Annotated in this window: 10 protein-coding genes; 4 read left to right on the plus strand and 6 right to left on the minus strand. The window is 64.0% G+C overall.

Annotation, left to right across the window (positions count from 1 at the left end; translation table 11 throughout):
• From EDE12_RS17475 to EDE12_RS22135, 5 genes are all read right to left on the minus strand, one after another.
• Nucleotides 1-445: helix-turn-helix domain-containing protein (locus EDE12_RS17475; RefSeq protein WP_134188201.1), on the minus strand; the 445-nt coding region annotated here is incomplete at its 3' end.
• Between the two features lie 106 nt (nt 446-551).
• Nucleotides 552-1,190 (minus strand): aminodeoxychorismate/anthranilate synthase component II, encoded by a 639-nt coding sequence (locus tag EDE12_RS17480; protein ID WP_051465561.1) that lies wholly within the window; start codon nt 1,188-1,190, stop codon nt 552-554.
• Entirely contained in the window at nt 1,171-2,769 is a 1,599-nt protein-coding gene (locus EDE12_RS17485) for an anthranilate synthase component I family protein (protein WP_051592410.1), read from the minus strand. Before EDE12_RS17485 ends, EDE12_RS17480 begins: the two co-directional genes overlap by 20 nt.
• 2 nt (nt 2,770-2,771) lie before the next feature.
• Nucleotides 2,772-4,424 carry an AMP-binding protein gene (locus EDE12_RS17490; protein ID WP_051592411.1) on the minus strand — a complete coding sequence of 551 codons (1,653 nt, stop codon included), beginning with the start codon at nt 4,422-4,424 and terminating at the stop codon, nt 2,772-2,774.
• A 94-nt stretch (nt 4,425-4,518) separates the two neighbouring features.
• Nucleotides 4,519-5,733 (minus strand): iron-containing redox enzyme family protein, encoded by a 1,215-nt coding sequence (locus tag EDE12_RS22135; protein WP_198029874.1) that lies wholly within the window; start codon nt 5,731-5,733, stop codon nt 4,519-4,521.
• Nucleotides 5,734-6,127: 394 nt separating this feature from the next.
• Here EDE12_RS22135 and EDE12_RS17500 point away from each other — a divergent pair, with 394 nt between their 5' ends.
• Nucleotides 6,128-7,315 carry an efflux RND transporter periplasmic adaptor subunit gene (locus EDE12_RS17500; RefSeq protein ID WP_024881800.1) on the plus strand — a complete coding sequence of 396 codons (1,188 nt, stop codon included), beginning with the start codon at nt 6,128-6,130 and terminating at the stop codon, nt 7,313-7,315.
• Between the two features lie 10 nt (nt 7,316-7,325).
• Complete coding sequence (locus EDE12_RS17505) at nt 7,326-10,487, plus strand: efflux RND transporter permease subunit (RefSeq protein WP_024881799.1); 3,162 nt, start codon at nt 7,326-7,328, stop codon at nt 10,485-10,487.
• Nucleotides 10,488-10,525: 38 nt separating this feature from the next.
• Here the strand turns inward: EDE12_RS17505 and EDE12_RS17510 are convergent, their stop codons facing one another.
• Nucleotides 10,526-12,034, minus strand: a complete 1,509-nt coding sequence (locus EDE12_RS17510) for a PLP-dependent aminotransferase family protein (RefSeq protein ID WP_198029875.1) — start codon at nt 12,032-12,034, stop codon at nt 10,526-10,528.
• A gap of 70 nt (nt 12,035-12,104) precedes the next feature.
• Between EDE12_RS17510 and EDE12_RS17515 the strand changes: the two genes are divergently transcribed.
• Nucleotides 12,105-12,566, plus strand: a complete 462-nt coding sequence (locus EDE12_RS17515; RefSeq protein ID WP_024881797.1) for a carboxymuconolactone decarboxylase family protein — start codon at nt 12,105-12,107, stop codon at nt 12,564-12,566.
• Nucleotides 12,563-12,997 (plus strand): GNAT family N-acetyltransferase, encoded by a 435-nt coding sequence (locus EDE12_RS17520; protein ID WP_051592414.1) that lies wholly within the window; start codon nt 12,563-12,565, stop codon nt 12,995-12,997. Before EDE12_RS17515 ends, EDE12_RS17520 begins: the two co-directional genes overlap by 4 nt.
• Nucleotides 12,998-13,055 lie beyond the last annotated feature (58 nt).

The following is a 13,055-nucleotide window of genomic DNA, read 5'->3' on the forward strand; positions in this document are numbered from 1 at the left end:
TCGTCCGTTCGCCCGCGATGATCGCCCAATCCTCCGACCAGTCGAACTGGAACGCCTCGCCGGGCAGAAACGTCAGCGGCACGAACGCGCCGCGCCCACAGGTCTGCTGCTCCCAATGCCGCGCCTCCTTCCACTCGCGCGCGAAGGCCGCCACGCGATTGTAGGAGCCGTCGTAGCCGAGGGCGACCAGATCCGCGTGCAACTGCTTGACCGTCCGCTTCTGCTTGCGCGATTTTGCGGCCTCCTGACGCAGCATGTGCGCCAGCTTGTCAGCGAACGGGTCGAGCCGGCTCGGTCGATCGGGCGTGGCGAACCGCGGCTCGACGCTGTCCGAGCGCAGGTATTTGCGCACCGTATTGCGCGACAGCCCCGTGCGTCGCGCAATCTCCCGGATCGAAAACTCCTGCCGATATCGCCAGCGTCGGATGACGCTCAATAACTCCATGTCGATCACTCCCAGGTCCCCCGCGACGCTCGAGGGGGAAAGGTTCGAACATGGGTCAGTTCTCGGTGGAAAAACTCGTGCTGCCTGGGTCAGCTCTCAGTGGAAATCAACACTCCGTAGACAAAATTTGCGACACAACCTTTTTCGACGTTCTGCACCCGTTGAACCCTGCGACGAGGTTCAGATAATTGTCGAGCAGCTTCAAACCATGCTCGGTCAGAACGGATTCCGGATGGAATTGCAGCCCCCAGATCGGCAATTCGGCGTGCTCTAGCGCCATGATCTCGCCGTCGCGTCCGTCAGTGCAATGCTCGCGCGCCCTGACGACGATGCAATCGGGCAGATCGTCGACGACGAGCGAATGATAGCGGCCGACCGCGAAGCCTTGCGGTATCCGGTGAAAGAGCCCGCGGCCATCGTGCGTCACCTTCGAGACTTTTCCGTGAACGACTTCTGAGGCTCGTCGAATAGAGCCGCCGAACGCCACCGAAATGCATTGATGTCCAAGGCAGACGCCGAGCATCGGCAGCCCGCCGGCGAAGCGGCGGATCGCCGCCACGGACACGCCGGCCTGGCTCGGCGTGCAGGGGCCCGGAGAAATGATGAGAGACTCCGGCTTCAACTCGGCGATCTCGTCGAGCGAGATCTGGTCACTGCGACGAACGACGACCGAAGCGCCGAGGATGCCGAAAGATTGAACGATGTTGTAGGTGAAGGAGTCGTAATTATCGATCATGAGGTGCATTTGCAGTTATCCTCGAGTCTGCCGAGTCCGTCCGGCGGCTCGGGAACTGCGCGCTTCGCGCGGGACATCGAATCGCCTCGGCGAGCGCGGCCGCCGTCGTGAGCAGCCGGCCTTTCTCGATCGTCTCCTGCCATTCCCGCCGCGGAACGGAATCATGGACGATGCCTGCGCCGGCCTGCATTTGCAGCACGCCGTCCTTCAGCACGGCCGTGCGAATGGCGATCGCGAAGTCGGCGTCGCCGTCCCAGCCGAGATATCCGATCGCGCCGCCATAGACTCCGCGACCGCAAGGCTCCAACTCGTCGATGATCTCCAGCGCCCGGATCTTCGGAGCGCCGCTCAGCGTGCCGGCCGGAAAAGCGCTTCGCAGCACGTCGACGCCGTCGAGCTGGCGAATCGCCCTTCCGATCACGGTGGAAACCAGATGCATCACATGAGAATAGCGCTCGACGACGAGCTTGGAGGCGACCTCGACGCTGCCGACCTCGCAGACGCGGCCGAGATCGTTGCGCGCGAGGTCGACCAGCATCATATGCTCGGCGTTTTCCTTCGGGTCTGCGCGCAGCTCGACCTCGAGCCTCAGATCTTCGACCGCATCCGCCCCGCGCCGCCGCGTTCCGGCCATGGGGCGACTGACGACGGCGCCGTCGCGGAGACGGAACAGCGTCTCCGGCGACACGCCGACGACCCGAGCGTCGCCGAGCGTCAGCAAATAGCTGTAAGGGCCGCCGCAAACGCTCGTCAAAGCGCGGTAATAGTCGATGCCCTCGCATCGCAGCTGTCTCGTCGAGCGCTGTGACAGCACCACCTGCATGATGTCGCCATCGGCGATATAGTCTCGCGCCTTCTCCGTCGCCGCCTCGAAAAGCTGTTGTGGAAAGACATAGGTCGGATCATTCGGCTGTCGTCGATCGCCCTCCGGCCCGATCGCTTCGTCCTCGAAGTCGACGTTCTCCAGGCGCTGACACAGCTCGTCGATCCGCGCCAGCCCTTCGTCTCGACGACGGGCGATCTCGCTTCGCGGGAGGCCGCCGATCGCAAGGTCGATGACGATCTCGACATGGCGGCTCGAATGATCGAACACGATCGCGTTCTCGGCGATCAGAAGTGCGATTTCCGGAAGCTCGTAGGGCTTCGGCTTTCTCGGGCGACGGTCGAGACGCGGCTCGATCATCCGCGCCGTCTCGAATCCGAAGTAGCCGAAGAGTCCGCCGCAAAATTCCGGCGACCCGGCGATCCGCGGCGCCCGCCGGCTCGCCAGGAGCCGTTGCAGCAGAGCGAGCGGATCTGCGTCGCTCGTTTCCTCGAGGACAGTGTCCCCACGCCGTCTGACCAGACGCTTGCCGTCGACTTCGATACGTTCGCTGCATTCGAGCCCGATCACCGACATGCGTGGCGACCATGTCTCGCCGTCGTCTCCGATGCGCTCGCGCGTCTCGAACAGGAAATGATCGCGACTATGCGCGAGAGCTCGGTAGATCGCCGATGGCGCCGCTCTCGGCAGCGGCAGGCGCCGCGACAACGGCGCCCGCGCGTAGCCTGCCGCGGCATAGGATGTGAGACTATCGACGTCGAGCATGGCTATACGCCCTCCCTCACCAGCGCGCCCGCCTCATTCGCGAAGGCCGCGTTCGCCCGCTCGCTCAATGCGCGGCGATCGAGCTTGCCATTGCTCGACAGGGGCGGCGCCCCGCCGAAAGACAAGTAGAGCGCGGGACATTGATAGCTGTCGTAATTGGCGCGAAGCAGCGAGGCGACGCGCTCGGCGGCCGCGTCGAGCGAAGAGCCTTCGGCCCGCAGGAACAGGACTGGCCGCAGTTCCCCGTCGCCGCCGCGGCCGGGAGCCAGAACGACCTCGTCGAGATCCGGAAGATGTCGCGCGACGAACGCCTCGATATCGCCGGGAATGATCCAGCGCCCGTACACCTTGAAGCGATCATCCTCGCGACCATGGAAGTGAAGGCGGCCGGACGCATCCTGGCTGAAGAGATCGCCGGTGCGGAACCAGCCTATTCCGAAGCGAGGATCGTCGAAGCGCTGGACGGTCTCGGCGGACCGGCTCCAATAGCCGAGCGCGCGCGCCGAGGATTGCACGAGCAGGACGCCGATCTCGCCCGGCGCCACGACACGCTCGTCGGCGTCGACGATGACCGATCGCCAGTCGCCGACCATGCCGCCGAGACCGTCCATGGCGGCTGAGTCGGGATAGGTGGTGGCGAAGATATGGAAGAGCTCCGTCGCGCCGATGCTGTCGTGAACGGGCAGGCCGAAATGCGCGCGCCAGGCCGATCGAATGCGCGCGGACAAGGGAGCGCCGGCGGACAATGCGAGACGAAGCGCGCAATGCGGCCGGTCGGCCGCGAGCAGCATTCGAAAGACCGTCGGCACTGCGAATAGCGCCGTGACGCAATGGCGCGTCAGATTCTCCATCACGGTCTCCCGTGTCGGCCAGCGCGGGTCGAGCACGGCGGTCGCGCCGACATAGAGGGGAAAGAACAGGCTGTTGCCCATTCCGTAGCCGAAGAACGTCTTCGACACGGAATAAATCACATCCTCCGATGTCAGGCCGAGGCGTCGCGCCGCAAGCTGCTCGCAGGCGGCGAGCGCTCCGCGGCTCGAATGCGCGACGCCCTTCGGGCGCCCCGTCGTGGTGCCCGACGTATACTGAATGAGCGCTGTCTGCTCGACGTCGCGATATACGAAGTCGCGCCAATTCGGGTCGGCTTCGGCCGGTCGCCAATCGATATGGCCGCGCTCGCCGGGGGCGGCGACGAGCGCGCGCGTGCGTCCGCCCGTCGACCAACAGGCCGCTTCGAGTGTGTCGAGGTAGGCGGGCTTGCAGAACGCCAGAACGGGCGCGCAGTCGTTCAGCACCTCGACTGAGGATCTGGCGTCGAGCTTCGGATTGAAGACGACGGGGATCGCCCCGATCGCGAGGCCGGCGTAGAAGATCGTCGCCAGCTCGAAGCCGTCGTCGAGCGCGATGAAGATGCGGTCGCCGGCGCGCGCGCCGAGCAAGGTCAAAGCCGATGCTGCGCGGCGCATTTCCCGATCGAGCTCCGCGTAGCTCAATTCGCCCTGTGGGCCGACGAAGCAGGGCTTGCGGCATTCGTGCTTCTCCGCGACCAGGCGGGCCGCGAGATTGATCCATGGCGACGTGGCGGCGACCGCGGGCGACGCCGCGGCTTCATGGCCCGCTTCGGCGCTCGGACGCGAATATTGAGCGAGAGTCATTGCGGTTCTCCGACGATATGCGCAAGCGGAGCCGATCGGCCGAATCCACCGACCGTGCGTTTCCGATGTCGAGGCGATGCGCGTCGTGGTTTGCTTACTCGGCGGCCGGCGCGAGTTCTTCCCGCAGCGCGATCGAGCCGAGATTTTGCAGCAGGGGCGCGTTCTCGCAGGCGACGTAGACGCATTCGATCGCGCCCGTGTTCACGTGCTGATGGGCCGCCCAGACGGGAACATAGACCGCGTCTCCGGCCTTCCAGTCGACGACGCGCGAACCGATGCGGGAAAATCCCTGCCCGGCGATCACATAGATGACGGTCTCGTAGTTGTGACGATGCATGCGCGTCGATTGCGACGGATCGAGACGTCCGATCGTCATGCTGATCGTGTGCGTGGGCAAATCCACGATATGCACCTTGTGATTGCGCTCGTCCGAGAAGCGTGACGATCCGGAATCCTGCTCCGCGATCACCGAGGCATGTCTCAGACGTTCGTGCGCTTGCGCAGACAGCTTCGGGGGGACGCGCCAGAAGTCGGCCGAGGACGAGCGGCCGATCGTCCCGGCGGGCTCATCCGCCGCGGCGCCGCTCTGGATCTCGTTCCAGATCGCGTCGAACATCTCGGCGCGCCGGTCGATCACCTCGCGCCCGACGGACCTCGCCCGCGCATGGGCGGACGGCCGATTCGAGGTCAGTCTTTCGAGAATAGCGAATATGGCGAGCGCATGCCCTTCGTCCTCGGCGATGTGCAACCGGAAAAATTCGAGCGTATCGTCGTCGAAGCCCTGCGCCGTTAGAGCGTCGGCGATCGGGCTGTAGAGCAGAGGCACGATCGACTCCGCGCCGAGGCCGAGCGCGGCGAGACCGTCGAGAGGATCGACCGAGCGGCAATGGCGCAACATCGTCTCGATGAGCGCGTTCGTTTGCGGAAGCGGCGTAGCCTTGTGTGTCTCGGCGCCGATCGATCGAAGCGAGCGCTGCAGCAGCTCGGCGTGAGTCAGCTCGCTTCCGCCCTCCACGCCGAGTTCCTCCAGCAGATTCTCGGTGAGGCTGCGGACGTCGTCGAAGCTCGACAGGCGGCTGATTAGAGCCGTCAGATAGCGCGTGAAGTGTCGCGAATAGAGATGGTGCTGAACGAGCAGGATGCGCAGGCCGCGAAGATCGATCTCTCCGGCGCGCAGCGCGACGAGCAGCCGATGCTCGGTCAGGCTCTGAAGGTCGTCGGCCTCGAGCCATTCGGACCATATCGGCGCGGGTCTCGTTGCGCGGTCGTGGGAGCGCTCGATGACGTTGTCGACGTCGATCTGTGTCATGTCGTGAAGCCTCCAAATGATATGTGACGATGTCGTTTCCGAGCCGCGCCGGCCAGTCGAACCGCTTCGCGGGCATACGCCCTCAGCGTCGAACCCGCTGGCGCGGCGCCTCTGCGAGCATTTATGCTCGGTGTCGTTCGAGGTTTTACTATATCTGCGAAGTGAAATCTAAATTCTTCACGTCGCATTTACTAATACAGGCTCTGCTCTGCGTATAGAGACATGAATGAGTTTTTCAACTAGGCCAAGTTCTCTGAGGCGATCGATATGCGTGATAATACGGATATCTGGGCCGCGCATTCTTGGTCCAATCGATTTGAAGCGTCTTGGCCATATACCTAGGCGCTGGCGGCTGCGATGCTCATGCGTAAAATGCGGAGGCAGCATGTGTCGCATGTCGAAAATGCGCGGGCGGCGCAGGTGGCAGGCTCTGGGCCTCATGGCCTGCGTCATGGGCGCCGGGTCGCTCGTCGGCTCTCCCGATCGATTGTTTTCGTCGTCGTCGAAGCCTGCCGGGGCTCCTGCGGAGGCGGCGCCTCCAGTGGTGACGGTCGCCGCGCCCGTCGCTCGCGAGGTGGTGGATTGGATCACGCAAACGGGGCGCTTGCGGGCGGTCGACCGTGTGGAGCTGATCGCGCGCGTCGGCGGCTATTTGACGGAGATTCGGGCGAAGGACGGTCAGATGGTTCGCAAGGGCGACCTCCTCTTCGCCATCGATCCGCGGCCGTTCCAGATTCAGCTCCGAAAGGCGAGCGCGCAACGCAAGATCGCCTCTTCGCAGCTCGATCTCGCGAGAAAGAAGATCGAGAGGAGCTCGGCTCTTCGGCGCACACATTATATCTCCGAGGAGGAGCATGATCTGCGCCTGCAGCAATTGAGGGATGCGGAAGGCGCCGTGGAGCAGGCCGAAGCGGCGGTGGAGGCCGCGCAACTCGACTTGGAGTTCAGCCGCGTCACGGCGCCCTTCGACGGCCGCATCGGAGCGCGGCGGGTGTCGATAGGAGATTTCGTCAATAGCGGCGGGGCCGAGGCCACGCCTCTGGCGACCATCGTGTCGCTCGATCCGATCTATCTGGAATTCGATCTGAGCGAAGCGGATTATGTCGCTTATCTACGCTCCGCCGAGAGCCGGCTCGATCCCCTCGCGGAGATCGAGGTCCGCGCCCGCCTGATCGACGAATCCGAATGGAGTCGGTTGGGCCATCTCGTTTTCGTCGACAACAGCCTCGATCGGAACACGGGCACTATTCGCATGCGCGCGACCCTCGACAATCGCGACCATTCGCTCACGCCGGGCCAGTTCGCGCGAGTCCGCCTGCCCGCTTCGAGGCCGCATTCCGTCATGCTGGTCTCGGACTCTTCCCTATCGGCCGATCAGGCGGGAAAGACCGTGCTCGTGGTCGAGGAGGGAGGAAAGGTCGTCGGCAAAAAGGTGGAGACCGGACCGCTCGTCGACGGCCTGCGGGTCATTCGCCGCGGGCTCGACGCGAGCGATCGCGTTATCGTCGAAGGACCCAGCCGCAGCCGGCCAGGCAACAGAGTCAGCGTTCGGGACGGGCGGATCGAAGCGACCGCGCATTGAGCAGAGTGTGATGACTTTCTCTCATTTCTTCGTCGAGCGGCCAATTTTTGCGATCGTGCTCGCCACTATGGTCACGATCGCCGGGACGATCGGCTATTTCCGGCTGCCCGTCACGCAATATCCCGACATCGTCCCTCCCACGATTCAGGTCAATGCGAGCTTTCCCGGCGCGTCCGCGGAAGTCGTCGGCGAAACTGTCGCGACTTTGCTGGAGGAGCAGATCAACGGCGTCGAAAATATGATGTACATGAACAGCCAGTCGACCGGAGACGGCCGGCTGACGACGACCATCACGTTCAGATTGGGGACCAATCTCGAAATCGCTCAGACGCAGGTTCAAAATCGGCTGGCGCCGGCGCTCGCGCGTCTTCCAGAAGAGGTGCGTCGGCTCGGCGTGACGGTGAAGAAGGTTTCGCCGGACATGCTGATGGTCATCCATCTCTTCTCGCCGAGCGGCGCGCTCGATCGCTTCGCGATCTCGAATTATGCGGCTCTGCAGATAAGAGACGTCCTCGTCCAGATCGAGGGCGTGGGCGAGGTCCAGCTTTTCGGGGGACGGAGACTGGCGATGCGCGTCTGGCTCGATCCGGACAAGATCGCGGCTCGCGACATGCTCGCGAGCGAGGTCGTCGCTGCGATCAGGGCGCAAAATCTGCAGACGTCGGCCGGGCTGCTCAACGGACCTCCGACCAGTTCGCCGAGCGCATTCCAGATCAATGTCGAAGCGACCGGTCGGCTCGTCGAGCCGCGACAATTCGAGGACATCGTCGTCAAGAGCGACGGCGCCGGGCGCATCACGCGTCTCGGGGATGTCGCGCGCGTCGAGCTCGCGGCGCAGGACTACAGCACGACCGCCTATCTCGATCATCTCGAGTCGGTGCCGCTTTGGATATTCCAGCAGCCCGGCGCCAATGCGCTCGCCACCGTCGATCGGCTGAAAGCGAAGATGAAAGCGCTATCGGCCTCCTTTCCGGACGGGCTCGGATATTCGATCGTCTATGATCCGACCGAATACATCCGGCAATCGATTCGCGAGGTTCTAAAGACGATCGCGGAAGCCGCGGGGCTGGTGACGCTGATCGTAATCGTCTTCCTTCGGAGCTGGCGCACGTCGCTCATCCCGATCGTGGCGATTCCGATATCGCTCATCGGCGCGCTCGCGATTCTGTCGGCGGTCGGCTATTCGCTCAATAATTTGTCGCTGTTCGGGCTCGTGCTCGCGGTCGGTATCGTCGTCGACGATGCGATCGTCGTCGTCGAGAACGCGGAGCGCCACATCGCTCGCGGGCTCACGCCGAGGGAGGCCGCGCATCACACGATCGACGAGGTCGGCGGCGCGCTCGTCGCGATCGCGCTGACGCTGACAGCGGTCTTTCTGCCGACGTTCTTGATGTCGGGGATATATGGGCAGTTCTTCCGCCAGTTCGCGGTCACCATCGCCGCATCGACCTTGATCTCTCTGCTCGTCTCGCTCGTTCTCAGCCCGGCGCTCTGCGCGCTGCTGCTCGAGGCGCGCGTCGCGTCTCCCCGGGCGCCCGCCGTGTCGTCTCGCCGGATGCTCGAGCGCATGTCCTCGCGTTTCGACAGCGGGTTCGACGCAATGTCGTCCGTCTACCGACGGATCACGGAACGGATGGCGCAATCGGCGCGTCCGACGCTGGCGATCTATCTCGCGCTCATCGGCCTCACCGCGTGGAAGTTCGGCGGCGCGCCGACCGGCTTCATTCCCGATCAGGATCAGGGATATCTGATCACACTCGTGCAATTGCCGCCCGGTTCGACTCTGGACCGGACGGACGCCGTCATGCGCGAGGCGACGCGGATCATAGGCGGCGTTCCGGGCGTTCGCCACGGCGCGCCCTATGTCGGGCTCGACGGCGCCACCTATACGTTTCCCCCGAACGCCGGCGCGATCTTCGTGGTGCTCGAGCCGTTCGAGGAGCGCCTGGCGAGAGGTCGCGACACGAACAAGATATTGGAGGATCTACGCCTGCGGCTGTCCAAGATCGACGGCGCGTTCATCGTCACCATTCCGCCGGCGCCCGTTCCCGGTCTCGGCGCGGCCGGCGGATTCAAGATGATGGTTCGAGACAAAGAGGGGCATGGCCTCGTAGCGCTCGCCGCAGCGGCGAGAGACCTCGCCGCCGCCGCCGATCGAAGCTCCGAGTTGGCCGACGTCTTCTCGCTGTTCGACACGCGCACGCCGAAGATCTTCGTGGATATCGATCGTAAGCGGTCGGAGATGGTCGGCGTGCCGGCGGACGCCGTCGCGGACACGCTGCAGATTTATCTCGGCTCGGTCTATGTCAATGATTTCAACTATCTCGGCCGAACGTTTCCGGTCGTCGCGCAGGCCGATTCGCCGTTCCGGACAGACAGCGCCGATATCGGTCGGCTGAAGGCGCGCAACAAGGGCGGCTCGATGGTTCCGCTCGGCTCGATCGTCGAGGTGCGCGAGACGACCGGGCCTTATCGCGTGGCGCGTTACGATCTCTATCCCGCCGCGGAGATTCTCGGCGGCGCGGCCAAAGGCGTTTCGTCGAGCCGGGCGCTGCTCGCCATGGAGACGTTGGCGCGGGAGCGCCTCCCTGCCGGCTTCGACTTCGAATGGACCGATCTCTCCTATCAGCAGAAGAAGGATGGCGATACGACGCTTCTGGTGTTCGCGGCGTCGGCGCTGTTCGCTTTCCTGACGCTCGCCGCGCTGTATGAGAGCTGGACGTTTCCGCTGGCGATCATGTTGATCGCGCCGATGTGCCTTCTGGCGGCGCTGACAGGGCTCGAGCTGTGGCAGATCGACGTCGACATATTGGCGCAGATCGGTTTCGTCGTCCTGGTGGGACTCGCCGCGAAAAACGCCATTTTGATCGTCGAATTCGCGCGACGGGCCGAGGCGGAAGGCGTCGAGGCGCATGTCGCCGCGGCCCAGGCGGCGGGAATGAGGCTGCGGCCGATCCTCATGACCTCTGCGGCTTTCGTCCTCGGCGTGCTGCCCTTGGCCTTCGCGACCGGCGCCGGCGCGGAAATGCGTCAGTCGCTCGGCGTGACCGTGTTCGCCGGCATGATCGGGGTGACATTGTTCGGCTTGATCTTCACGCCGCTCTTTTATGTGGCGATCGGCAGGCGGCGCCCGCGCGCTGGCGTCGGCGGAGATCGCGTGGAGACATGTTGAGGCGGCGGAGCCATGCCCGCCGCGCGGTCGATGGCCGCTCAATTCGCTTCCTGCGGCGCTGCGCGCTCGATCCCGATCGGCGGGAGATCGGACAATGCGTTCTCCAGACGGCGGGAGGCCGAGAGCGCGGACGTTTCGGGCACATTGGCGAAGGCGATGAGCAGGCCGCGGTCGCTGGCTCGCGTCAGCGAGAGCGACGACAGGGCGACGACCGACAATCCCTTGTGGGCGCAGGCCTCCGCCGCCGCGACGTCGTCGAAGCTCGGCCCGAAGCGAATGATGATGTGCAGTCCGCCCATCTGCAGGTCGACGGATATCCGGTCCTCGAAAACGATCTCCAACGCGCGCGCCAGCGCGGCTCGCCGCGATGCATAGAGCGAGCGCATGCGATGGAGATGGCGCGCGAAATGCCCTTCCGTCAGAAAATCGGCGACGACGGCCTGCTCGAGCGGCGAGCGACCTGCGTCGTTCAGGCTGATCGACCGGAGGAACGGCCCGACGAGCTCGTCGGGCGCGACCAGATATCCGAGGCGGAGCGAGGGAAACAGGACCTTGCTGAAAGTGCCGGTATAGATCACGCGATCCTCGCGGTCTGCGCTCTTGAGCGCCGGCAGCGGCTGTCCGACATAGCGGAACTCGCTGTCATAATCGTCCTCGATGATCCAGGCGCGCTGGCGGGCGGCCCAGGCGAGCAAAGCGCCGCGCCGCGCGAAGGACAGTGAGACGCTCAGCGGGCTCTGATGTGCCGGAGTCACCAAAGCGAAGCGCGCATTAGGCGCTATCTTTATGGCGTCTTCCACTCTCATACCGTCGTTGTCGACGGGAACGGGGACGATCGAGGCTCCCATCCCCTCCAAAAGCTGTCTCGCCTTGTGATATCCCGGATCCTCGAACCAGATCTTGTCGCCCGGCCGCATCATCATCTCGGCGATCAGATGGAGCGCGGCCTGATAGCCGCCCGTGATAATCACCTGGCCCGGCGAGCAGGCAATCCCGCGTGAGATGCCCAGATAGGCGCTGATCGCATACCGCAGCGCCGGCAGGCCGGCGATGTCGGGATAGACCATCGACGCGGCGTGGATGCGTCGCGCGCGGCGGGCGCACAGGCGAGACCAGAGCGCCCGCGGAAAGACGTCGACCGCGGGAAGCCCCATCTGGAAAGGGAGTGGGGAACTGGCGGCGCCGTCGAAAGCGTCCGTCCATTCGGTCTTGCCGGCGTCGGCCCGATTGGATGAGGCGTTGGCGACCGTGGCCAAGGGCGAAACGATCGTTCCTCCGGCGCCTCGGCAAACGACATATCCTTCTCCTGAAAGGAGGCGATAGGCGGTGTCCACGGTTCCGCGAGCAATGTTCAATTGTCCAGCGAGCGCTCGCGAGGAGGGAAGCTTGGCGCCGACCGCGAGGCTTCCGGACAAAATCGCTAATCTTATGCGTTCGTAGATCTGCCGGTAGACGCTCTCGCGATCCGAGCGATCGACGACGAATTCGAAAATCGGCCCCATATCGTTCATAGCTTGGACTACCTCGATCGAGATGTCTTGGCTCAAGACAAATGCGCCGACGCATTTAAAGTCTACGTCGGCTCATCGAGCAGCAGTGACATTAGAAAGACAAATCATGTCCGCAAAACGTCTCATCCCATCGGAAGTGTCACAGGAAATTTATCGTTCTGTCGCAAATATAGACGCGCTGATCCGCAAATCTGGATTTGAAAGCGATTTGATCGAGCTCGTCAAGGTTCGGGCGTCCCAGATCAACGGCTGTGCTTTCTGTCTCGACATTCATACCCGCGACGCACGCAAGAGCGGCGTGAGCGAGCAGAAATTGTACGTGCTCGCCGCATGGGAGGAGTGCGATCTCTTTTCGCCTCGCGAGCGAGCGGCCCTCGGATGGACGGATGCGCTGACGCTGGTCGCGACAACCCATGCCGATGATCGACACTATGAACCATTGGTCGCGGCGTTCAACGAGAAAGAGATCGTCGACCTGACCTTCCTCATCGGGCTCATCAATCTCTGGAATCGTCTCGCGATCGGGATGCGGTATGTCGTTGCGCCCGAGCCGGAGACGAGGACGTGACGGCCCTCGAGTTCCACGACGTCGCCGTCGGCGACGAGGCATGCCTCCGGCTGATGCGGGAATTGCGGCCGCATCTCGGGGAATGGGCCGCCTTCCAAGGCCAGATGGCGCGCCAGCAGAGCGGTGGCTACCGCCTGTGCGGAGCCTTTCGAGGCGACGCGCTGGTCGGACTGGCAGGGTATCACTTGCGGGAGAATTTCGTCTACGGCCGCCATGCGCATATCGAGGATCTGGTGATCGCGGAGGCCGATCGCGGCAGGGGAATCGGGAGGGCGCTGATCGACTCCGTCGGCGGCGTCGCCGCGCGCGGCCTCTGCTCCAGTCTCGTTCTCGAGACGGGCAGCGCCAACCGCGCGGCGCAGGATTTCTACGCTCGGTGCGGTTTCGCCACGGTCGCCTTTCATCTGACGAGACGCGTCGGCGAGCAATGACGCTCGCTTCGCCGATGATGTCCATCGCCGCTCTTTTTTCTCTGTCGATCGTCCGACC

The organism is Methylosinus sp. sav-2 (assembly GCF_004366495.1).
GTDB lineage: Bacteria > Pseudomonadota > Alphaproteobacteria > Rhizobiales > Beijerinckiaceae > Methylosinus.

Bases quoted from the DNA above. Each gene is read 5' to 3' on its own strand.
- EDE12_RS17490 (WP_051592411.1), bottom strand. From the start codon at position 4,424: ATGACTCTCGCTCAATATTCGCGTCCGAGCGCCGAAGCGGGCCATGAA.
- EDE12_RS17505 (WP_024881799.1), top strand. From the start codon at position 7,326: ATGACTTTCTCTCATTTCTTCGTCGAGCGGCCAATTTTTGCGATCGTG.
- EDE12_RS17485 (WP_051592410.1), bottom strand. From the start codon at position 2,769: ATGCTCGACGTCGATAGTCTCACATCCTATGCCGCGGCAGGCTACGCG.
- EDE12_RS17480 (WP_051465561.1), bottom strand. From the start codon at position 1,190: ATGCACCTCATGATCGATAATTACGACTCCTTCACCTACAACATCGTT.
- EDE12_RS17500 (WP_024881800.1), top strand. From the start codon at position 6,128: ATGTCGAAAATGCGCGGGCGGCGCAGGTGGCAGGCTCTGGGCCTCATG.
- EDE12_RS22135 (WP_198029874.1), bottom strand. From the start codon at position 5,733: ATGACACAGATCGACGTCGACAACGTCATCGAGCGCTCCCACGACCGC.
- EDE12_RS17515 (WP_024881797.1), top strand. From the start codon at position 12,105: ATGTCCGCAAAACGTCTCATCCCATCGGAAGTGTCACAGGAAATTTAT.